This window comes from Pseudomonas sp. GL-B-26, assembly GCF_019947405.1.
Lineage (GTDB): Bacteria > Pseudomonadota > Gammaproteobacteria > Pseudomonadales > Pseudomonadaceae > Aquipseudomonas.
On record NZ_JAGYGJ010000065.1, the window covers coordinates 12,508 to 33,043 of the forward strand.

13 protein-coding genes and 6 pseudogenes are annotated in these 20,536 nt (G+C 60.0%); 12 read left to right on the forward strand and 7 right to left on the reverse strand.

The features are described 5' to 3' along the window. Positions 1 to 226: 226 nt before the first annotated feature. The 3 genes from KGB23_RS27925 to KGB23_RS27935 form a co-directional block, all read right to left on the reverse strand. A complete protein-coding gene (locus KGB23_RS27925; RefSeq protein WP_223433378.1) occupies positions 227 to 1,492 on the reverse strand; it encodes an MFS transporter in 1,266 nt (421 codons plus the stop codon). A gap of 33 nt (positions 1,493 to 1,525) precedes the next feature. Beyond that, entirely contained in the window at positions 1,526 to 2,596 is a 1,071-nt protein-coding gene (locus KGB23_RS27930) for a sugar phosphate isomerase/epimerase family protein (protein ID WP_223433379.1), read from the reverse strand. 112 nt (positions 2,597 to 2,708) lie between these two features. Next, on the reverse strand, positions 2,709 to 4,214 hold the full coding sequence (locus tag KGB23_RS27935) for a PLP-dependent aminotransferase family protein (RefSeq protein WP_223433380.1): 1,506 nt from the start codon (positions 4,212 to 4,214) through the stop codon (positions 2,709 to 2,711). Between the two features lie 378 nt (positions 4,215 to 4,592). Between KGB23_RS27935 and KGB23_RS27940 the strand changes: the two genes are divergently transcribed. Next, positions 4,593 to 5,996: a GGDEF domain-containing protein gene (locus tag KGB23_RS27940; protein WP_223433381.1), complete on the forward strand. Its 1,404-nt coding sequence runs from the start codon at positions 4,593 to 4,595 to the stop codon at positions 5,994 to 5,996. A 704-nt stretch (positions 5,997 to 6,700) separates the two neighbouring features. On the opposite strand, the pseudogene KGB23_RS27945 reads toward KGB23_RS27940, so the two are convergent. Then, positions 6,701 to 7,147 (reverse strand): annotated as a pseudogene (locus tag KGB23_RS27945) (AMP-binding enzyme); the annotation flags it as partial. Between the two features lie 319 nt (positions 7,148 to 7,466). On the opposite strand from KGB23_RS27945, the gene KGB23_RS27950 reads away from it, so the two are divergent. From KGB23_RS27950 to KGB23_RS27960, 3 genes are read left to right on the forward strand one after another with little or no spacing between them, the layout of a single operon-like run. Further along, positions 7,467 to 8,561: an alpha/beta hydrolase gene (locus KGB23_RS27950; RefSeq protein ID WP_223433382.1), complete on the forward strand. Its 1,095-nt coding sequence runs from the start codon at positions 7,467 to 7,469 to the stop codon at positions 8,559 to 8,561. A 60-nt stretch (positions 8,562 to 8,621) separates the two neighbouring features. Then, positions 8,622 to 9,677 carry an alpha/beta hydrolase gene (locus KGB23_RS27955; protein ID WP_223433383.1) on the forward strand — a complete coding sequence of 352 codons (1,056 nt, stop codon included), beginning with the start codon at positions 8,622 to 8,624 and terminating at the stop codon, positions 9,675 to 9,677. An 18-nt stretch (positions 9,678 to 9,695) separates the two neighbouring features. Further along, positions 9,696 to 10,877 (forward strand): cupin domain-containing carboxymuconolactone decarboxylase family protein, encoded by a 1,182-nt coding sequence (locus tag KGB23_RS27960; RefSeq protein ID WP_223433384.1) that lies wholly within the window; start codon positions 9,696 to 9,698, stop codon positions 10,875 to 10,877. A 36-nt stretch (positions 10,878 to 10,913) separates the two neighbouring features. On the opposite strand, the gene KGB23_RS27965 is transcribed toward KGB23_RS27960, so the two are convergent. Both KGB23_RS27965 and KGB23_RS27970 read right to left on the reverse strand, forming a co-directional pair. Continuing rightward, positions 10,914 to 11,807, reverse strand: a complete 894-nt coding sequence (locus KGB23_RS27965) for a LysR family transcriptional regulator (RefSeq protein WP_223433385.1) — start codon at positions 11,805 to 11,807, stop codon at positions 10,914 to 10,916. A 74-nt stretch (positions 11,808 to 11,881) separates the two neighbouring features. Further along, complete coding sequence (locus tag KGB23_RS27970; protein WP_223433386.1) at positions 11,882 to 12,418, reverse strand: AAA family ATPase; 537 nt, start codon at positions 12,416 to 12,418, stop codon at positions 11,882 to 11,884. Between the two features lie 227 nt (positions 12,419 to 12,645). Here KGB23_RS27970 and KGB23_RS30185 point away from each other — a divergent pair. From KGB23_RS30185 to KGB23_RS28000, 6 genes and pseudogenes are all read left to right on the forward strand, one after another. Then, positions 12,646 to 13,283 (forward strand): annotated as a pseudogene (locus KGB23_RS30185) (acyl-CoA dehydrogenase family protein); the annotation flags it as partial. Next, positions 13,272 to 13,835, forward strand: a pseudogene (locus KGB23_RS30190) (acyl-CoA dehydrogenase family protein); the annotation flags it as partial. The pseudogenes KGB23_RS30185 and KGB23_RS30190, both read left to right, overlap by 12 nt. 82 nt (positions 13,836 to 13,917) lie before the next feature. Next, positions 13,918 to 14,331 (forward strand): annotated as a pseudogene (locus KGB23_RS27985) (SDR family oxidoreductase); the annotation flags it as partial. Positions 14,332 to 14,333: 2 nt separating this feature from the next. After that, the gene (locus KGB23_RS27990; RefSeq protein WP_223433389.1) at positions 14,334 to 14,792 is read left to right on the forward strand and encodes a MaoC family dehydratase; all 459 of its coding nucleotides are present in this window, start codon (positions 14,334 to 14,336) and stop codon (positions 14,790 to 14,792) included. Positions 14,793 to 14,823: 31 nt separating this feature from the next. After that, positions 14,824 to 16,026, forward strand: coding sequence for an acetyl-CoA C-acyltransferase (locus tag KGB23_RS27995; protein ID WP_223433390.1), 1,203 nt, complete (start codon positions 14,824 to 14,826; stop codon positions 16,024 to 16,026). Beyond that, on the forward strand, positions 16,027 to 16,221 hold the full coding sequence (locus KGB23_RS28000) for a nuclear transport factor 2 family protein (RefSeq protein ID WP_223433391.1): 195 nt from the start codon (positions 16,027 to 16,029) through the stop codon (positions 16,219 to 16,221). It abuts the gene before it with no gap. 228 nt (positions 16,222 to 16,449) lie between these two features. On the opposite strand, the gene KGB23_RS28005 is transcribed toward KGB23_RS28000, so the two are convergent. Continuing rightward, positions 16,450 to 17,220: an SDR family oxidoreductase gene (locus KGB23_RS28005; protein WP_223433392.1), complete on the reverse strand. Its 771-nt coding sequence runs from the start codon at positions 17,218 to 17,220 to the stop codon at positions 16,450 to 16,452. Positions 17,221 to 17,328: 108 nt separating this feature from the next. Here KGB23_RS28005 and KGB23_RS28010 point away from each other — a divergent pair. Both KGB23_RS28010 and KGB23_RS28015 read left to right on the forward strand, forming a co-directional pair. Then, positions 17,329 to 18,383: pseudogene (locus KGB23_RS28010) on the forward strand (acyl-CoA dehydrogenase family protein). A gap of 57 nt (positions 18,384 to 18,440) precedes the next feature. Then, a pseudogene (locus KGB23_RS28015) lies at positions 18,441 to 20,210 on the forward strand (acetyl-CoA C-acetyltransferase). Positions 20,211 to 20,536: the final 326 nt, after the last annotated feature.

A 20,536-nucleotide genomic window follows, 5' to 3' on the forward strand; every position in this document is an offset into this window, starting at 1 on the left:
GCCTAACTCGCCGGGCTTTTTTCTTGCCCGCCACGGAGTCGAGCGCATGGAGCTTCTCTACCGCCTGCTCGACGGGTTAGATACATGGTTTACAGCCGGCCTGTTCGGAGCTGTTGGAGCAAGCTGGTGGCACCGGGACGATCTGGTAGACAGAAAGGCCTGGGTCAGGCCCGGAGGAGGGATCGGCGTGGTAGACGATTCCTCCTCCTGGAGTCCATGACGATGATCAGGCTTGCGCCGCGCTCATCCCGCCAGTGGCCATGGATTTTTTGCGCACCGCTTGATAGAGCAGGCTGGAAACCATGAAGCCCGCAATGGCCAGTATGCTCATCAGGGTGAAAACATAGTTGTAACCCTGTTGACCGGGGAAGTGGTCGAGGATCGCGCCGTAGATGACATAGGCAAACATGCCGGGTGCATAGCCGATCAGGCAACCGATGCCGAAGGCCGAGCCGGTGATGTGCTGGGGAATGCCGACTTCACCCATGGGGGCCCAGAACACGCCGCGCATGGAGAACACGATCAGAGCGAAGGACAGGGTGGCGGCCATGCCCGCATAGATGAAGCCCGGGCTTTTCGGAATCAGCATGATCACGCCCATCACTGGCAACAGCGCCAGGAATGCCCACTTCAGGTAACGGCTGGTGCTTTTGAACTGCTTGTCGGCAATGAAACCGCCGGCAGGCCCGCCTAGGATCTTCAGGAAGTACTGGTTGATGATGCCGTAGGCGCCCACCAGTGCCACGGGCAACCCGTACATTTCCTTGAGGTAGGGGATGAAATAGGTCAGGCCGCAGTAGACGATGTAGACCATGAACACGTTGAGGCTGACCAGCCAGATTCCCGGCACCTTGATCGCCTCCATCAGGTTCGCCAGACCGTTCTTCGGCTTGGCCACCGACTGCGCGCTGCCGCTCTTGAGCAGGAACCAGGTCAGGGTGCCGGCCAGAATATCGATGACCGAGTAGAACAGGATCGCAGACTTCAGGCCGGTTTCGCCCGAACCCATGGCGACGAACACGCCCAGGGCGGAAAAGGCCACCAGGGTGTCAACCACGCCACGCCCGCCTTCGAGCAGGCCGAACAACCGGCCTTGCTCCTGATCGTCACCCAGGTTGCGGATGGCTTTGAGCAGCGAGGGCCAGAACAGGCAGTCGGCACAGATGGCCAGCAGACTGAACACGATCAGCAGATTGCTGAAGGGTGGAAAGGTCGCCAGGTACAAGCCCAGGCCACCGGTGCCGATCAAGCCGAGCGGGATCAGCTTGCGCGTGTCGTAGCGATCGGCGAGCAGGCCGCCTACCACAAACAGCGCGGTGGCGATGATCGCGTTGGCACTGAGCAGCATGCCGATTTCAGTGTGGCTCAAGCCCATGAATTCCTGCATGGGTACATAGAAGGCGTCCTTGAGGTTCGCCAGTTTGTAGATGGTGCCGCCACCGAGGATGAGGATCAGGAATCTGAGCCATTTGGCCTTGTTTTGAGTTGTCATTATTGTTCTCCGGGCGTAATCGGGTCGTCAGGATCAGGCGTTGGAAGAGGTGGCCAGGGTCAGTTCGGCCAGCGTGCGCAATTCGGCCAGCAGGCTACGGACATAGGCGACCTGGTTGTTCGCCCAGCGGTGTTCGTCGGCCAGCATTCGCTCAAGGGAGTAGCCGTTCGGCAGCGGCGTTTCGCTCATCTCCCGGTAGGCAATGAAGGGATCGGCCGCCTCAGTGCTCTGGCGGAAGGCCGGGGCCACGTAGTGGTTTTCCTGCTCGAGGATGAACGCGATCACCTGCGGGGCTGCTTCGCCGAGCATCAACAGCTCGAACAGCATGCGGGCGCTGGGCAGATCGTCCTCGTCGCTGCCCTGCAAAACGCCGTAATGGCCGAAGCCGTTTTGCTCGGGGACGATGCGCACACCCTTGAGGTGAGTCTGGCGGATGTGCGGCGCCAGGTTGCGCAGGGCCTGCAGGGGCTGTTCGCAGGCATTGATCATGTTGCCGAAGTCGAACAGGGCATGCAGGCGAGGGTGGTTGAGGCGGTTGAGCAGTTGTGCGATTTCGCCGCTCTTGAGTTCTTCATGCTGCTCGAAGTCAAAGTACAGATCGTGTGCGTCGGCCTGTTGCGCCAGGTAGTGCAGGTCGGTCTCGATCACGTCCATGACCCGCGACAGCGTGCCCTCGTAACGTGAGTAAACGCGAATGTTGCGCACCCCCAGGGCGATGGCGATGGCGATCACCTGGTCGACATCCTTTTTCAGCGTGCTGCTGATTTCCAGGTGCACATCCAGCCCCAGCGCTTTGGCTTTGGCGGCAAACGCCTGGAGCTGCGCGGGTGACATTTGGCTCAGGCTGTTTTCCTCGCCGTCGAGCAAGTGCAGGCTCAGGCCTTGCAGCTCGTGGCGATAGGCGAAGTCCAGCATGTCGGCAGGGATGACACGACCGTGGGTGAGGTTGGTCAGTAGCGGGTAGGCGTGGGCAAACAGGCGCAATTGCCCGAGACGTTCAAGTAGCCGCCGGGCCAGTGCGTCCGTCAGCACGGGAACAGCCCCGTGTTCGACCACCTTATGGCTCAGCAAGGCGTTGAATCGTTCCTGGATCTTATTGTTCATTAGAGTCGTTCCTGGTTCAGACACCGGGTCTACCGGCGCAGCCTTTATCGCGCCAGTCAGGAACTCTCGATAGATCCATTATCAGTTAATTGATAAGACCACTTGCCTCGCATCAAGTGGTCGGCGGCAGATAACCCAAGGTGCGCAAGGCCTGGGCCAGGGCCTCGACACGCTCCCGCGCCTGGTTTTCAGGCGTACCGGCAAAGCCGATCAACAGGGCCGGCGGCAGGGCATGCTTGATGCGGTAGTCGCTTAAGGCGTAAGTGTGGATGTTGTGCTGGGCCAGTTGCCGGGCGATGTCAGCGTCACTGAGTTCGGGGGGCAGCCAGGCGATCAGGTGCATGCCAGCATCCGTCGGGGTAATCCTGAAGAAGCTGCCAATCTGCTTTTCAAGCTGTTCGATCAATGCCTGCTGGCGCGCCTTGTACAGCGCACGCATGCGGCGGATGTGCCCCAGGAAGTGGCCTTCGATCATGAAGTCTGCCGTTGTCGCCTGAAGCAGGGTAGGCGGACTGCGATCCATGACCGCGCGCAGGGTGCAAAAGGGTTCGACCAGGGCCTGCGGCAGAATCACGTAACCCAGTCTCAGTGACGGAAAGAGCACTTTGCTGAACGTTCCGACGTAGATCACCCGGGCCATCTGGTCCATGGCATACAGCGCCGGGAGGAGGCGGCCACTGTAGCGAAACTCACTGTCGCAATCGTCCTCGATGATCCAGCTTTGATGCTGCGCAGCCCAGTCGATGAGTGCCTGGCGCCGCGCATAACTCAGGGTGACACCCAAAGGATGCTGGCGCGAAGGTGTACAAAACACCAGGCGGGCATCAGGGCACTCGGTCAAGCCTTGCTGGACATCGATCCCCTGTTCATCGATACGCAACGCAATCACCTGAGCCCCCTGGGCCTGCAACGCAATGCGCGCGGCGATGTGCCCCGGGTCCTCCATCCAGACGCTGTCCTGCGGATTGAGCAGCAGCATGCCCAGCAGGTTGAACGCTTGCTGCGCGCCGGAAACGATCACCACTTGCCCGGCATTGCAGTCGATGCCACGCGCATCGAAGACGTATTCGGCAATCGCGGTGCGGAACGCCTGCAAGCCTTGCAACTCGCCATAACCCAGAATGGCCTTGGTAGGCTTGAGCAGATGACGGTTCATCAGGCGCCGCCAGATCGCCTGCGGGAATGCGTCATAGGTGCTATGGCTGGGCAGGAAGGAGGTCGGGGTCGCGGGGTCCCAGTCGGCATAGGACACCCCGCGAAAATGATCGCTGCGCAGCGACAGCATCGACTGGCTCAAGTCGGACAGGCGCGGTGGCTGGCGCGGTTGCTCATCCTCGATACCCCGGCTTTCCCACTCAGTGCCGACATACGTACCGGCGCCAGTACGCGAGGCCAGGAAACCTTCGGCAATCAGCTGATCGAAAGCATTGAGAAGGGTGATCCGCGACAACCCCAACTCGTTGCTCAAGGTTCGGGTCGACGGCAGGCGCACGCCCCCCTGGATTCTGCCATTGAGTATCTGTTTGCGAATCTGCAGATACAGTTGGCGGTACAGGGGAATGGCACTGGCACGGTCCAGCTCGATAGCCGACAGCAGCAAACCTGCGGGGGATTTCATGACATGCTCGACTGGGTGAAATGGGGTGCGACCTGGAAACCGTCAGGCGACGGGGAGGTAAGGGTATCCAGCGATACCCGATAAGTCATCCGTCTGGCGTTGATGTCCGGCGAGGCAGTCCCTGAGTGGCGACGCAGTGCCGGGCGCATCACATTGGCGGGGCTGGAAGCAGCCCGGCATACTGGCGGAATCATTCACTCGTTAACGGAGACGGCGATGAGGGCGGAGCCCGAAGTCAGCCAGGTAAAAAGGCTACGTCAGTTCATAACCTACGCCCGGCTGGCGGCCGTTACTGTGTCAATAATAGGCGTAGTTGTGCTGGCTGGTTGGCTGCTGGATGTGCCTGTGCTAAGGACTGTGCTTCCTGGCTGGACTACGATGAAGGTCAATACCGCCTGTATGTTCACTGTTCTCGGAGCGGGACTGTGGTGCGCTACTTTCAGAGCGTCTCTGGCCGCAGGCTTGATCAGGCGGCTTGGCGCTGTCCTGGCGATACTCGTCGGGGGGCTGACGCTCATTGAATATGTCATGTCGGTTGATCTGGCTATAGATCTACTGCTTCCTTTCTCACTTCAGCACACCCAGGGGGGACTTTTTCCGGGACGAATGGCGCACGCGACAGCACTGTGTCTTCTGCTTTCTGGCCTGAGCCTTGTTCTTGATGGGAGGCGATTACTGCCGCAAATATTCTCTTCATCAGCGCTATTTATAAGCCTGATGGCGCTTGTTGGTTATTTGTTCGACGTCAGCGCGCTTTACTCGGTCGGCCTCTATAGCACTATGGCCATTCATACGGTTATTGCGCTGATCCTGCTCAATACCGGGCTGCTGGTTATCCAGCCGCGTTCGGGATTCGTCGAGTTGCTGATAAGCGATACCGCAGGTGGCAATGTGGCGAGAAGCTTGCTGGCCAGTATCCCGGTTGTAGTTCTGAGCATCGGAGGTGTGCTGGTCGTCGGAGAAGGGCTGGGCTACTACGACAACCGGTTCAGCTTGGCGTTGATGGCAACTCTGAGCATCGCCATGCTGATTGCGGTAATCCTCAGAACTGCCAGGCACCTCCATCGGATCGATAAATCGAGAGAGAATGCTCAGGCAGAGCTGGCTGCTCTGAATGCGGCCCTTGAGTTACGGGTAATCGAGCGGACCAGTGCACTGGAAGCTGTGAACAGCAAACTGATGGGCGAAATGTCGCAGCGACAAAAGGTCGAAGACGATGTGCGCCGACTGTCGCTGACGGATGAACTGACCGGTTTGCACAATCGCCGCAGTTTCTTTCTTTTGGCTGACCAGCTCATGCGCTCGGCTCGCCGTAATGATCAATCCTGTTTGTTGTTTTTTATTGATCTCGATGGTCTGAAAAAGACCAATGATGCCCACGGCCATGAGGCGGGCGACCTGGCGATCGTAGCCGCTGCGCAGGTGCTCGAAGCGGCGTTTAGACATAGCGATGTTGTCGCGCGGATCGGCGGTGATGAGTTTGTGGTCCTGGCTGTCGACACAGGGGAGTCGGCGGATGCCCTTTCTGCTCGTGTGCAAGCACTGGTCAATGAGTTCAATGGTAGTGACCGTTGTCGTTATCCTGTCGGCTTAAGCATCGGCGCAGTTGGATGTTCGCCAAAGGAGCTGAAGCCGCTGGGTGAGCTACTGGCGGGTGCCGATGCCGCGATGTACGCCAATAAACAGCGTCGCCGTCAGCATGTTCTTCATCGTGACGGGGGTGTAGCAGGTGTCCAGCCAAAGCACGCAGACGGCCAACTTGAATCGTCCTTGGTCTTGTAGAAGCATTCGAGTGGCTGCTTTTGGCTGTGGATTCGCTCCAAGCGTTGCGGGCCGATGGATTTGATTTCTGTGAGCAATAGGCGTCCTTGGCCGGTGTTCGCTACAGTAGGTAGGTCATCGAAAAGGAGATCGAACATGCAATGCTTAATTTGCCAGGCTGCCTCTAAAATCGTACATATCGCTGGATGCTGGTCAGAGATTAAATGCTCGGCCGGGTGTGGACACTTTAGAGTCTCAGCGAACCTTGTTGCGAAGATGAAGTTCAAGAACGAGTTCTTTGACGTGGAACGAACAACGCAATGGCTGGAGATGGCTCGACGGGAGGGGCCAATGCCGTTGATATCGACCTACGATTACAATGTTTCTTTGTTGCATCGTGCCACTAAAGAGCGATCTGACAGTTTGCCGAGTCGTTCCAGGAAATCGATGACTTTGGAATAAATGGACTTCTGACTTCGAGCCGCCGACACGCCAGGTTTCCTCTTTGGCGCAGTCACCGACGGGGTAGTGCCACTCTTCGCCGAACAATTTGCTGAGCAGCTCGCTTTGATGCCAGCACTCATTGGTGGATTCGATGTTGCGAAGTTCGTCGACCCGATTGAACAGACGGCGCGCAATAACACCGAAGATACCTACCGATGACCATAAAAAAGCCCCGCCAGGCGCAATGCCGGGCGGGGCTTTGGTGACTCAGGAACGGTGGGTTAAGCGACGTTCATGGTCTTGTGCGTATCAATCAAATGCTGCACCACACCCGGATCGGCCAGGGTGGAGATATCGCCCAACCCTTCATATTCGGCCGTAGCAATCTTGCGCAGAATGCGGCGCATGATTTTGCCCGAACGGGTTTTCGGCAGGCCCGGCGCCCACTGGATCACATCCGGTGAAGCAATCGGACCAATCTCCTTACGCACCCAGTTTTTCAGTTCCGGGCGCAGCTGCTCGCTCGGCTCTTCGCCACCGATCAACGTGACATAGACATAAATGCCCTGCCCTTTGATGTCGTGCGGCGCACCGACCACCGCCGCTTCGGCGACTTTCGGGTGAGCAACCATCGCGCTTTCGATCTCGGCGGTGCCCATGCGGTGACCGGACACGTTGAGCACGTCATCCACGCGACCGGTAATCCAGTAGTAACCGTCTTCGTCACGATCTTCTGCAACCTGCGTCGAGTGCCAATGTTCTATTCGGGGACCTAGCTACATGGCATCCCTCCACAGGCGGGAGGGCTGGGATGTCCAGGTGCAATAGGCGCGATGGGTCGATTTTTACCGGTCACAACTGATAGACATCGACCGTTGGTGTTGAAAGATTGCGCTCTTCAAGTGATGCCGACAGTGCCGCTGTCCCGAAGGGCTCATGAATCACATTTATGTGATTCTGATATTAGTGCTATCCGATTAGTGCTGTTTATCAATCAATAGTCGAAGGGTAAGTTGCTTCTCTGCGAATTCAAGCCGAGAGCAATCCATGACCCAGCACATCATCCGCAAGTGCCTGCCCGCCGCAGCGAAGGCGGGCACCCTTTGTTTTGCTCTGTGCGCCGCTGCGGTCATGGAGGCGGGCGATCGCGGTCCGCTGATCATCGAGAAACAGGGAAGCCTGATGGCCGGCGGCGGGCTGATGACCCAGCCGGGTGTCTTTGATCCGTACACACCGATGAAGCCTGATGGCCAAACCTATCATGGCGATCACGTGTATGCGTTCTACCAGGTTCCGGTCGACGCTCGCCCGCTGCCGATTGTCATGTTGCATGGTGCAGGGCAGTCCGCGAAGTCCTGGGAAACGACGGCCGACGGTCGAGAAGGGTTCCAGAACCTCTTCCTGCGTCGTGGCTTTTCCACCTACCTGATCGACCAGCCGCGCCGTGGCGATGCGGGACGCAGTCTGGTTGAAACGACAATCAAACCGGTGGCGGACGAGCAGCTGTGGTTTAACCAGTTCCGCATGGGTGTGTGGCCAAACAGCTTCGAGGGCAGTCAGTTTCCAGATGGGCAGGAGGCGCTGGAGCAATTCTTCCGCTCGATGACGCCCAATACCGGTCCTTACGACATTGATGTGGTTTCCAATGGTGTGTCCGCGCTGCTGGAAAAGACTGGCCCGGCCATTCTGTTTACCCACTCGCAAGGTGGCGGGCCCGGTTGGCTGACGTCGATCAAGAGTCCCAATGTGCGAGCCATCGTGGCGTTCGAGCCGGGCAGCAGCTTCGTGTTTCCCGAAGGTGAAGCCCCGGTGCCGATCCCCAGTGCGTTCGACACACTCTCGGCGCAGGTCGTATCCAAGGCGCAGTTCGAAGCGCTGACCCGCATCCCCATCGTCATCTTCTATGGCGACAACATCCCCGAAAAACCGGTGCGTCTGCCCGCGCAAGACAGCTGGCGCGCCCGGCTTGAGATGGCGCGCCTGTGGCGAGACGCCGTGAACCGGCATGGCGGTGATGTAAGGCTGATCCATTTGCCTGAGATCGGGATCAAGGGCAATTCCCACTTTCCCTTCTCGGACCTCAACAACGTCGAGATCGCGGATCTGGTTTCGAAGTTTCTCGCAGAGAAAGACCTGGATTGAAAACGAGCCCGGCGATGGCCGCCGAGCCCCTCAGAAGTCGCAACAGGCAGGATTATTCATATGACGCGAACCACGATAAAGGCCACCGTTCTGGCCGCAATGATCGGTATATCGGCAGCTGAAGTTGAGGCCGCGGACTACAAACAGAATCCATTCACATTGACCTACGGTGGCGCGCTGACGAAGAACGAGCCGGGCAAGGTCAACCTCCATCCGGTCACCTACAAGCTCAATGGCCTGGACATTTCCGCCAACGTTTACACCCCGGCGAACTATGACTCGGCGAAGAAATACCCGGTTGTCGTGGTGGCGCATCCCAATGGCGGGGTGAAGGAGCAGGTTGCAGGCCTGTATGCCCAGCGCCTGGCAGATCAGGGCTACATTACGATCACTGCGGATGCGGCGTATCAGGGCGCCAGCGGCGGTCAGCCGCGTAACGTCGATAAACCCGCGTATCGCATCGAGGACATCCACGGCATGGCGGATTTCATCGCCCGCTACCCCGGCGTCGACAGTACGCGTTTGGGTTTGCTCGGCATTTGCGGCGGTGGCGGCTATTCATTGAAGGCGGCGCAAACCGACAAGCGATTCCAGTCGATCGCAACCTTGAGCATGTTCAACTCAGGGCTGGTTCGCCGTAATGGCTACCGGGATTCGCAACTGTCCACGGTCCAGGAGCGCTTGCAGCAAGCTTCCGCTGCCCGCGCCCAAGAAGCGGCCGGTGGGGAAATTCTCTACACCGGGGATGCCAGGCTGACGGACGAGCAGATCGCCAAATTGCCGTTTGATCTGTATCGGCAGGGTTTTGAGTATTACGGCAAAACCCATGCTCATCCTAACTCGACCTTCAGATACACCTTGAGCAGTTTGCTGGACTTGATGAGCTTCGATGCAACGGACCAGATCGAACTGATCGACAAGCCATTGCTGATGATCGCGGGCAGTAAGGCCGACAGCCTGTACATGTCGGAGCAAGCCTTTTCCAAGGCCACCGGCACGAAAGACAAGTCGTTGGTCAAGATCGATGGCGCGACCCATATTGAAACTTACTGGGTGCCTGCCTATGTGGACGTCGCAATGGACCAGCTGACCGCGTTTTACGCCAGAACGCTCTGAATTGAAGGAGCCGTCATCATGAACAAGACCCTTTTCGGGATCGCGATGTGCGCCGCGACACCCTTCGCCAGCGCAGCCGGGCAAGCAGACAATGTCAGTGAGTCCCAGGCTGCCCAGCAGATCCGACGTGCAGGTACGCAGGCTTCGGCGGCGGGGCCGGCGGATTTTTTCTCCGGGCGGGTGCGCGTCGATCCCTTGTTCCCCGCCACTGGCGAAATCAATGCATCTGGCGCCTACGTTACCTTCGAGCCGGGCGCGCGTTCGGCTTGGCATACCCATCCAGCAGGCCAGCGATTGGTTGTGATCGCAGGTGTGGGCCTGACTCAGGAATGGGGCAAGCCCGTGCAGGAAATCCGTCTGGGAGACGTGATTGTCTGCCCTCCGGGCGTCAAGCACTGGCACGGTGCCGCACCGACAAGCGCCATGACTCACCTGGCTGTGACCGGCGTGGTGGATGGCAAAAGTGTGCAATGGCTGGAGAAAGTCGTCGATTACCCAAACAACCCACAAAGTCCGGCGACGCCGCAAGCAACGTCTGCCGAGCATGCCGTTTCCGAGGTGCTGTCAGCCAAGCAGCAGGCTATCCCGTTGATTGCAGCCTCCATGGCCACAAGCAACATGCCCATGCTCAATGCTGCCTTGAACAAGGGGCTGAATACGGGGCTGACCGTCAGCGAGGCGAAGGAAATCCTGGTGCAGCTCTACGCTTACACCGGCTTTCCTCGCAGTCTCAACGCACTCGGCGAGCTGATGAAAGTGGTGGACGCACGCAAACAACGCGGCATTCAGGATGATCCGGGGCGCGAGCCCGGTCGTGTCATTCCAACCGGCGCTGAATTGCTGGTCGTGGGCAAGGCCAATCAGACCCGCATTTCCGGTGCACCCGTCCAGGGCCCGCTGTTCGACTTTGCACCTGTCATCAATCAATATTTGCAGGCGCATTTGTTCGGCGACATCTTCGAGCGAGACAACCTGGATTGGCAAAGTCGTGAACTGGCTACGGTCGCAGCGCTGGCCGCCACGCCCGGTGTGGAGCCGCAACTGCGTTCGCACATGGCTGCCAGCATGAGAGTAGGTCTGAGCGCTGCGCAATTGCGTCAACTCGTTCAGGTACTGGCCGACCAAGGTGACGCTGATGCGGCCAAGCGTGCCGGCGAGGCGCTGGACGAACATCTGGCTAAAACGGCCGGGCGGCCGTGAGTCAGGGATCGGCCACCCGTCAAGCGCGCAGGCCTGTCAGCTGGAATAGCGCAGGGCTTCACGCAGCAACGTAAAGGCGGGTGAACTCTGGCGTCGGCTTGGATAGTAGAGGTGGTATCCCGAGAATGGCTCGCACCAATCCGCGAGTACGCGAATCAACCGACCCTGTGCGACATGCTCCTGCACCAGGTCTTCTGGCATATAAGCCAGCCCCAACCCCTGGAGGGCGGCCTCCAGGCGCATGGCAATGTTGTTGAACACCAACTGGCCTTCCACGCGTACTTTCAATTCTTGCCCGTTCTTCTCGAACTCCCAGAGGAAGAGGCCACCATAAGTCGGCATGCGCAGTGTGATGCAGTTGTGCTGCATGAGATCGCTCGGGATTTTTGGTTTCGGATACCGAGCGAAATACGCTGGGGAACTGACCACTGCCATGCGCATGTCGGGGCCGATACGCATCGCGATCATGTCCTTGGCGACCTGCTCACCCAACCGGACGCCAGCGTCGAAGCCTTCAGCCACGATGTCGGTCAGGCCGTAATCGACGATGATCTCGATCTTGAGATCGGGATTGTCGGGCAGCAGCTTTGCGAGCACGGGATGCAGGATCGTGATCGCAGAATGCTCGCCTGCCGTGATACGCAGTTTGCCTGAAGGCTTGTCACGGAATTCGCTGAGCAATGCAAGCTCGTTGTCGATCTCTTCGAATCTGGGGGCGATCACTCGCAGCAGATGTTCGCCCGCTTCCGTGGGGGATACGCTGCGAGTGGTGCGAGCAAGTAACCTGACGCCCAGTCGTTCCTCCAACTGACGCATGGCCCGGCTCAAGGCAGGCTGCGACATGCCCAGTTTGGCAGCCGCGCGGGTGAAACTGCGCTCCTGTGCCACGGCCGAAAAGATCGCGAGTTGGTCGTAGCTTTCGGCGGTCATTGATACGCCCCTGTTATGAACCGTTCGCGATTATGCCATCCAGCATCACCAATCGCTTGGATCTCACCCTCCCTCTATTCAAGGCAGATTCCAGGCGTAGCGGGCAAGCTATCGAGAAATGCGGCAATCTGCCGCGTACCGCGCAAGTGCACCGTAGAAATTTGCGGGCCTATAGCCAGGCGCACCGCCTCGATACCTGGGCGATAGCCGCGATCGAAATTCCACACGAAGTTCAGAAAGGTCAGGAACGCCCGGTCGAGCTTCTCTGTACAGCCTGCTGCAAGGTCAGGGCGAGGGCGGTTCATTACGCTGCGCATGATCACCCGGGTGAAACAGGTGAGCCGCGATGTATCGAGCCAGATGATCAGGTCGGTACGGGGCAGGCGAAGGTCGAAGGTTCGCCGCGCATAGTTGCCTTCACAAATCCAGGCATCCGGTGCGACCGCTTCGCGGACCCGTGTGCGGAACTGCTCAGCGTCGGGTTCGACCCAGCCGGGCTCCCAGAACAGCGTGTCCAGGTGAACCACGGGCAGGCTCAGGCGCTTGCCGAGGGCGCGGGCGAGGGTGGATTTGCCGCTACCGGCATTGCCCAGAATTACAATCCGTTGCATGAGGACTTCCTGTCGCAAAAAAAGCCGGCAATTGTGCAGGTTTTGGATGGCCAGTTAAAGGCTGATGGATGGGCTCATTCCATTCCTTCCTCGGCGGATCGGCCTCGACATCGCCCAATCAGACTAGGCAGCCCTGACGATTCTCTCGTGTGCCGCTGGCACCAAACTCGAAGGCCAGAGGGGTGTCGCTTCATGTGTGCCCCGCCTAACGAGCAGAAGGCGCCGCGATGGAGTTTGCATTCAGCGACGAACAGGAAATGATCCGCGCATCGGCCGAGGGTTTTCTCGCCGATGTCTCGGATTCTGCCGCCGTACGAGCGACGATGGTCAGCGAGCGAGGTTTTGAGGAGGCGCTCTGGCAGCGCCTGTGCCGCGAAATGTACTGGCCGGCGATTCATATTCCCGAAGCGTACGGCGGCCTGGGACTGGGCTTTGTCGAGCTGTCGATTTTGCTGGAACAGATGGGCCGGCGCTTGCTGTGTTCGCCGTTTTTCGCCACCGCCTGCATGGCCACACCCGCGCTCAGGCGCTCAAACACCGTGCCGCCGACATGATGCTGCAGGTCGAATGCGCACGTTCGGCCAGCTATTACGCGGCCTGCGTGGCCCAGGAAGTCCTCGATCCTGAAGGCGATCCGCAGGTGGCCGCCGAGCGGTCGCTGGCGGCGGCGCTGGCCAAGGCGCAGTGCTCTGAAACCTATTTCCACTGTGCATCCGAGTCGATCCAGTTGCACGGCGGCGTTGGTTTCACTTGGGAATACGATCCGCACCTCTACTTCAAACGTGCTCGCGCCAGCGAAAGCTTTCTCGGCGCACCTGCCTGGCATCGAGAGCGCATTGCCGTAGCGATTCTTGACGAGCATATGTTTCCCGAGGAACGCAAAGCCTGGGAGCGCAAACTCGCAGAGGGTGGCTGGACGTGTGTGGGCTGGGCGCCGGAGCACGGTGGGCGAGGTCTGTCGATCAGCCAGCAGGTGATTTTCCACGAAGAGTACGCCCGCGCTGGCGGCCCGGGACGCATGGGGCATATCGGCGAAGGGCTGGCCGGACCGACCATTGCCGCGCGCGACCCGATCCTGCGCCAGCGCCTGGCCGAAGCCTGGAGCGGGCTGCGGATCATGCGCTACAACTCGCTGCGCATGCTGTCAGGTAGCCAGGACGGTTCGCTGTGCAAGGAAGCGACCATCTACAAACTGTTCTGGTCCACCTGGCACGCCAGCCTCGGCAAGCTGGCGATGGACGTCCTCGTTGCCGAGGCGGAACTGCTGGAAGCCGCGCCCTATCAACTCGCCCGTTTGCAATCGCTGTACCTGTTCAGTCGCGCCGACACCCTCTACGGCGGCAGCAACGAGATCCAGCGCAACATCATCGCCGAGCGCGCCCTGGGAATGCCCAAAGAACCGCGCCTGTGCACCTGACCAAGGAGTTTTCCATGTCTGTTCCCAACTATGTTGCAGGTCACGGCCTGTTGCGTGACAAGTCGGTGCTGATCACGGTCCCCTCGATGTGACGCTCACCGGCACCATGCGCATGACCCGTGCGATGTTGCCGAAGATGATCGAGCGGCGTGCCGGGGTCATCGTCAACAATGCTTCGGTGCTGGGCTGGCGGGCACAGAAAGAGCAGTCGCACTACGCCGCGGCCAAGGCCGGGGTCATGGCGTTGACCCGTTGCGCCGCGGTCGAGGCCGCCGACTACGGAATCCGCATCAACGCGGTGAGCCCGAGCATTGCGTTGCACGATTTCCTGCGTAAGTCCGCCCCTCAGGCGGTGCTTGATCAACTCGCCGCCAACGAGGCGTTTGGTCGTGCCGCCGAGGTTTGGGAAGTGGCCAACGTGATGATGTTTCTGGCCAGCGACTACAGTTCTTACATGACCGGCGAAGTGTTGTCGGTTTCCAGTCAGAGGGCGTGAACATGGCACGTATTTTCGACACGCCCCTCGCCTTGCACGATGCGGTGGGAGAGGTGTTGGGCGTCAGCGACTGGCTGGTGCTTGCGCAGGACCGCATCGACAGGTTCGCCGAGGCGACCGGTGATCACCAGTGGATTCACGTCGATCCGCTCAAAGCAGCCAGCGGTCCCTTCGGCGCCTGCATCGCCCATGGCTATCTGAGCCTGGCGTTGGTCAATCTGTTTTTACCGCAGATCGTCGAGGTGCGCGGCATTGCCATGGGTGTCAATTATGGCTGCGAGCGGGTGCGTTTTCCCACGGTGGTGCGTGTTGGCTCGCGGGTGCGCGGCAGTGCGCAATTGATGGCGGTCGAGGAGGTCAAGGGCGGCGTTCAGGCGACCATTCGCGTCAGCGTCGACATCGATGGCGAGGAACGTCCCGGCTGTGTGGTCGACACCATCAGCCGTTACTACCCCGCGTGAACCCTTTAGCAGAACATTCGAGGAATCCAGCATGAAAGAAGCCGTCATCGTTTCGACCGCACGTACCCCGATCGGCAAAGCCTTTCGCGGTGCATTCAATGACACCGACGCCCCGCAGCTCGGCGGCCATGTGGTGCGCGAAGCCGTGCGTCGCGCCGGCATCGAGCCGGGCGAAGTGGACGATGTGATCATCGGTGCGGCAGCGCAGCAGGGCACGCAGTCTTATAACTTGGGGCGTCTGTGCGCGATTGCCGGCGGCTTGCCGACCTCGGTCGCCGGGATGGCGGTCGAACGCCAATGCTCATCGGGGCTGATGAGCATTGGCATGGCCGCCAAAGGCATCATGTGCGACGAAATCGACATTGCCGTGGCCGGTGGCCTGGAGTCGATTTCGCTGGTGCAGAACAAGCACAAGAACCTGTACCGCAATCAGTCAGGCTCGGTGATCGAGCTGGATCCGCACGCTTATATCCCAATGATCGAAACCGGCGAGATCGTCTCCGCACGCTACGGGATTACCCGCGAGGAACAGGACGAATACAGCTATCAGAGCCAGGTGCGTACCGCGCTGGCCCAGAGTAATGGATTGTTCGACCGTGAACTTGCGCCGCTGACCAGCCGGAAGGCGATCTTCGACAAGGCCAGTGGCGAAACCCGCTACGAATCCGTCACCTTGCTTCGCGATGAGTGCAACCGCATCGACACCACCCGCGAAAGCCTGAGTGCGCTGGAACCGGTGTGGCCGGGCGGTCAGTGGAGTGAAAAGGGCCGCTTCATCACGGCCGGCAACGCCTCGCAACTGTCCGACGGTGCTTCGGCCTCGGTGTTGATGAGTGCCAAATTGGCCGAGAAACGTGGCCTGGAGCCGCTGGGGATTTATCGCGGCATGGCGGTCGCCGGCTGCAACTCCGACGAGATGGGCGTCGGCCCGGTCTACGCCATCCCGAAACTGCTCAAGCGCCATGGCCTGACCGTGGACCACATTGGCCTCTGGGAGTTGAACGAGGCGTTTGCCTGTCAGGTGCTGTATTGCCGCGACACCCTGGGCATTCCCGCTGAACACATGAACGTCAACGGCGGTGCAATTTCGGTGGGCCATCCTTTCGGTATGTCCGGTGCGCGGATGGTCGGTCACGCGTTGGTCGAGGGGCAGCGCCGTGGATTGCGTTACGTGGTGGTGAGTATGTGCATCGGTGGCGGCATGGGTGCCGCCGCACTGTTCGAGGTGGTCTGAATGGTCAGTGCACAACAGGTTCAAGCGACCATGGCGCGTCATGTGGAATTGGTGGATGCCGGTGACATCGACGCGATCGTCGCGCTGTATGGTCAGGACGCGGTAGTCGAAGACCCCGTCGGCCAACCGCCGATTCGGGGCCTTGTCGCCATCGAACGCTTCTACCGCGAAGGGCTGGGCGCGAGCAAAGTCTAGGCGACCCTGACCGGCCCGGTTCGGGCGACACTCAACGGTTGTGGAGCGATGCAGTTTCGGGTCGATTTGGAATGGGCCGGGCAACCGTGTTCGCTTCATGTGATCGATGTGATGGAATTCAATGCGGACGGCAAGATTCGCTCGATGAAAGCCTATTGGAGCGAGGTCAACCTGGGCCCGCAGCCCTGAGACGATTCCCTGTAGGAGCTGGTGCAGCCTGCGATCTTTTCAGGATTGCGCTGCATCGAGAAACGCCGGGCGTTCGCCACCGCCGTGCACGGTGATGTCCGCGCCGCTGACATAATGTGCCAGCGTTGATGCCAGATACAGACAGGTATCGCCGATGTCTTCCGGAGCCGCCAGGCGTTGCAGCGGGATGGTCGCCGCCACCCGGGTAATGCCCGCCTGATCGCCATAATGCATGGCCGCCTGCTCGGTGAGAATCAACCCGGCCGTCACAGCGTTGACCCGCACCTTGGGCGCCCATTCCACCGCCAGCGAACCGGTCAGGTTCAGCAACCCGGCCTTGGCTGCACCATAAGCGGCAGTGCCCGGCGAGGGACGCGTCGCGCTGACGCTGCAAATATTGATGATTGCGCCACCGTCGGCTTGCGCCTGCATCACCTGATTGGCCTGCTGACAGAGATTCAGCGGCGCCAACAGGTTAAGGCGGATGATCGCTTCGCTAAAACGTGGCGAGGTGCTGGCCGCGTCGGCATTCGGTGAGCCGCCGGCATTGTTGACCAATACATCGAGGCGACCGAAACGCTCGACGATACTGTCGATCAACCGGCCGGACTGCTCGACATCCCGCAGGTCGCAGGGCAGAAACAGCGCCTCGCGCCCAGCTCTGGCAGGCAGGGTGTCCGGTGCTTCGCGACCGCAGATCACCACGTCGGCACCACAGTCGAGAAAACGCTGACTGATGCCGCGACCGACCCCCTTGCCACCGCCGGTGACCAGTACCACTTTGCCGCGAAAGTCCATCGGATCAAGCATGGGATGCCTCGCTCTGTCGCTCGGGAATGCTGTCGATGCTAGGTGCGTGGCACCCGGCAGCCAACGTCCGAAAAGACTAGGGCAGCGTAGTCCTGTCAGGAATAGACCATGGACTTTAGTTTCAGCCGCGACCAATTGCTGTTCCAGGACAACGTCAGAAGTTTTCTGATCAACGAGGTCACCCCGGAGCGTATTCGCGAATTGTGGCTCAGCGACAGCGGGCGCAGCGATCAGCTCTAGGCCCAATTGGTGGAGTTGGGCTTGACCTCGCTGACCGTTCCCGAAGAGCAAGACGGGATGGGCATGAATGAGCTGGACTTCATTCTGCTCGCTCAGGAATGTGATTATGCCGGCCTGCCCGAACCGCTGGTGGACACGATGCTGATCGGCGTGCCGTTGCTCGCCGCCCTTGATGAAAGCCACGCGGTACTCAAACAGCACTGGCTGACGCGCGTTGCGCAAGGCCGCGCGCGACTGGCGATTGCCGAACCGGGTAACCCGCTGGTCAGCGATGCTCATGTCGCCGATTTGCTGTTGCTGGCTCATGGCGATGAGGTGCATGCGGTCGAATCTGGCGCGGTGCGCCTGACCCGCAATGTGTCGGTCGATCCCAGTCGTCAGTTGTTTCAGGTCGACTGGACGCCGACGCCTGCCACTTGCGTGGCCAGCGGTGAACAGGGCTGTCGTTTATGGACCTCTGCGTTCAACCGTGGCGCTCTCGGCAGTGCTGCGCAGTTGTTGGGGCTGGCCAAGCGCATGGTCGACCTCGCGGTGGATTACACCTTCGAGCACAAGCAGTTCGGTAGCCGGTGGGCTCGTTTCAGGCGGTCAAGCATTTGATGGCCAACGTCGCGGTGCAGATCGAGTTCGCCAAAGGGCCGCTGTATCGCGCGGCCTACGCAGTGGCCGAGCAGCAACCGGGACAAGAAGTGCTGGTGTCCCATGCCAAGTTGGCAACTTCGGACGCAGCCATGCTCGCCGCAAAAAACATCATTCAGGCCCATGGCGCCATGGGTTACACCTGGGAAGTCGACCTGCACTTGTTCATGAAACGCGCCTGGGCGTTGGACAAGGCCTGGGGGGATCGTGGTCATCATAAAGGGCGAATCCGCGCGGCGTTGTTCGACGGCAATCCAGCACTGGGTGCTGGAAAAACTTTCTGACGACGACTGTGCCTGACGTCAACATTTACCTCGAGGTACACCATGCCTGAAGCCTAAATTGTCGACGCCCTGCGTACGCCCACCGGGCGGCGCAAAGGTGGTTTGAGCCAGATTCACGCCGCCGATCTGGGCGCCCGCGTCTCGCGTGCGCTGGTCGAGCGCAACGACATCCCCGATGACGATTACGACGACGTGATCTTCGGCTGTGTCGACACCATCGGCCCGCAGGCCGGGGACATTGCCCGCACCAGTTGGCTGGCCGCCGGCCTGTCGGAGGCGGTCCCCGGCACCACCATCGATCGCCAGTGCGGTTCGTCCCAGCAAGCGGTGCACTTTGCCGCCCAAGCGGTGATGAGCGGCACCCAGGATGTGGTCGTCGCCGGCGGCGTGCAAACCATGACCCAGATTCCAATTTCCTCGGCGATGATCGCTGCCGAACCGCTGGGCTTCAGTGACCCGTTCAGCGGCTCCGAAGGTTGGGTCCGGCGCTATGGCGCACAACCGCCAATTCAATTTCGTTCGGCGCAGATGATTGCCGAGAAGTGGGGGTTGTCCCGCGAACAACTGGAAGCCTATTCACTGGAGTCCCATCAGCGGGCATTGCAGGCCATTGAGCAAGGGCGGTTCAACCGGGAAATCGTGCCACTGGCCGGGGTCGTGCACGACGAAACACCGCGCCAGACCAGCCTGGCGAAAATGGCCGAACTGGACGTTCTGTTTGGCTGCGACGCGGCCAGCGCGATGTTGATCGTTTCTGAAACAGCACTCAAACGCTACGGACTGACACCGCGCGCGCGTATCCACCACCTCAGCGTGCGCGCCGCAGACCCGATCTGGATGCTCACCGCACCCATCCCGGCCACCGCTTATGTACTCAAGCGAGCCGGGATGAAGCTGGAAGACATCGAACGGGTGGAGATCAACGAAGCCTTCGCCTCGGTCGCGATGGCCTGGCTCAAGGAGACGGGTTATCCCCATGAACAGACCAACGTCAACGGCGGGGCGATTGCCCTCGGCCATCCACTGGGCGCGACCGGCACCCGGTTGATGTGCACGCTGTTGCATGAACTGGAGCGCAGCGGGAGACGCTTCGGTTTGCAGACCATGTGCGAAGGCAGCGGCCAGGCCAACAGCAACGACATCACCCGCTACGACGATGCGGCGTTGATCGTGCGCCAGGCCATCGAAACCTTCGGCGGTCTGGACGTGGTGGTCAACAACGCCGGCATCTGCCGCGACCGCATGTTCACCAGCCTCACCGAAGCCGACTGGGATGCGGTGGTGGCCGTGCACCTCAAAGGCCACTTCTGTATCGCCAGCCATGCCGCGCGTTACTGGCGCGAGCAGGCCAAGGGAGGTGCGCAGCTGAGTGCGCGGATCATCAATACAAGTTCCGGGGCAGGTTTGCAGGGCTCCATCGGCCAGTCCAACTATGCCGCTGCCAAGGCCGGTATCGCTGCGTAGACGCTGGTGCAGGCAGCCGAACTGGGTCGCTATGGCATAACCGTCAACGCCCTGGCCCCGGCCGCGCGCACCGGAATGACCGAGCAAGTGTTCGCCGATACCATGAAAAGACCCGAAGAGGGCTTCGACTACTTCGCTCCGGAAAACGTTGCGCCGCTGGTGGTCTGGCTCGGCTCGCAAGCGTCCAGTGCGGTGAACGGGCAGATGTTCGAAGTCGAGGGCGGCAAGTTGTCGATTGCCGACGGCTGGCGTAGAGGTCCGGAACTGGACAGGCAAGGGCGTTGGGCGGTGGGAGAGGTGGGGCCGGCGGTAGAGCAATTGATGGCCCGGGCGGTGCCTGCGGCGAAAGTGTACGGCAGCTGATTGGGCCGCCCGGGACTTCGGGATTTCCAATCCTTCTATATATAGAGGAAACGGGCTGTTTTCCGGCGTTCTGCAAGTGTTTGATAGAAAAGCGTAATTAAGGGTTGACGGCAGATTCAGGAAGTCTATAATTCGCCCCACTTCCGGCGCAGTCGAAACGGAAAACTCCTTGGTAAACAATGAGTTACGCAGTTTTCGGCAGCGAGTTGCTTCAGGTCATCGAAGCCCAGAAGGAGTCGGTCAGGCAGGGTGGTTTAGCTTGATTGACGATTCGATCTTCTCGGTCGAAAGCGGAACAAAAGAGGTGTTGACAGCAGCGAGTAACG

Bases quoted from the DNA above. Each gene is read 5' to 3' on its own strand.
- KGB23_RS27925 (WP_223433378.1), bottom strand. From the start codon at position 1,492: ATGACAACTCAAAACAAGGCCAAATGGCTCAGATTCCTGATCCTCATC.
- KGB23_RS27930 (WP_223433379.1), bottom strand. From the start codon at position 2,596: ATGAACAATAAGATCCAGGAACGATTCAACGCCTTGCTGAGCCATAAG.
- KGB23_RS27935 (WP_223433380.1), bottom strand. From the start codon at position 4,214: ATGAAATCCCCCGCAGGTTTGCTGCTGTCGGCTATCGAGCTGGACCGT.
- KGB23_RS27940 (WP_223433381.1), top strand. From the start codon at position 4,593: ATGAAGGTCAATACCGCCTGTATGTTCACTGTTCTCGGAGCGGGACTG.
- KGB23_RS27950 (WP_223433382.1), top strand. From the start codon at position 7,467: ATGACCCAGCACATCATCCGCAAGTGCCTGCCCGCCGCAGCGAAGGCG.
- KGB23_RS27955 (WP_223433383.1), top strand. From the start codon at position 8,622: ATGACGCGAACCACGATAAAGGCCACCGTTCTGGCCGCAATGATCGGT.
- KGB23_RS27960 (WP_223433384.1), top strand. From the start codon at position 9,696: ATGAACAAGACCCTTTTCGGGATCGCGATGTGCGCCGCGACACCCTTC.
- KGB23_RS27965 (WP_223433385.1), bottom strand. From the start codon at position 11,807: ATGACCGCCGAAAGCTACGACCAACTCGCGATCTTTTCGGCCGTGGCA.
- KGB23_RS27970 (WP_223433386.1), bottom strand. From the start codon at position 12,418: ATGCAACGGATTGTAATTCTGGGCAATGCCGGTAGCGGCAAATCCACC.
- KGB23_RS27990 (WP_223433389.1), top strand. From the start codon at position 14,334: ATGGCACGTATTTTCGACACGCCCCTCGCCTTGCACGATGCGGTGGGA.
- KGB23_RS27995 (WP_223433390.1), top strand. From the start codon at position 14,824: ATGAAAGAAGCCGTCATCGTTTCGACCGCACGTACCCCGATCGGCAAA.
- KGB23_RS28000 (WP_223433391.1), top strand. From the start codon at position 16,027: ATGGTCAGTGCACAACAGGTTCAAGCGACCATGGCGCGTCATGTGGAA.
- KGB23_RS28005 (WP_223433392.1), bottom strand. From the start codon at position 17,220: ATGCTTGATCCGATGGACTTTCGCGGCAAAGTGGTACTGGTCACCGGC.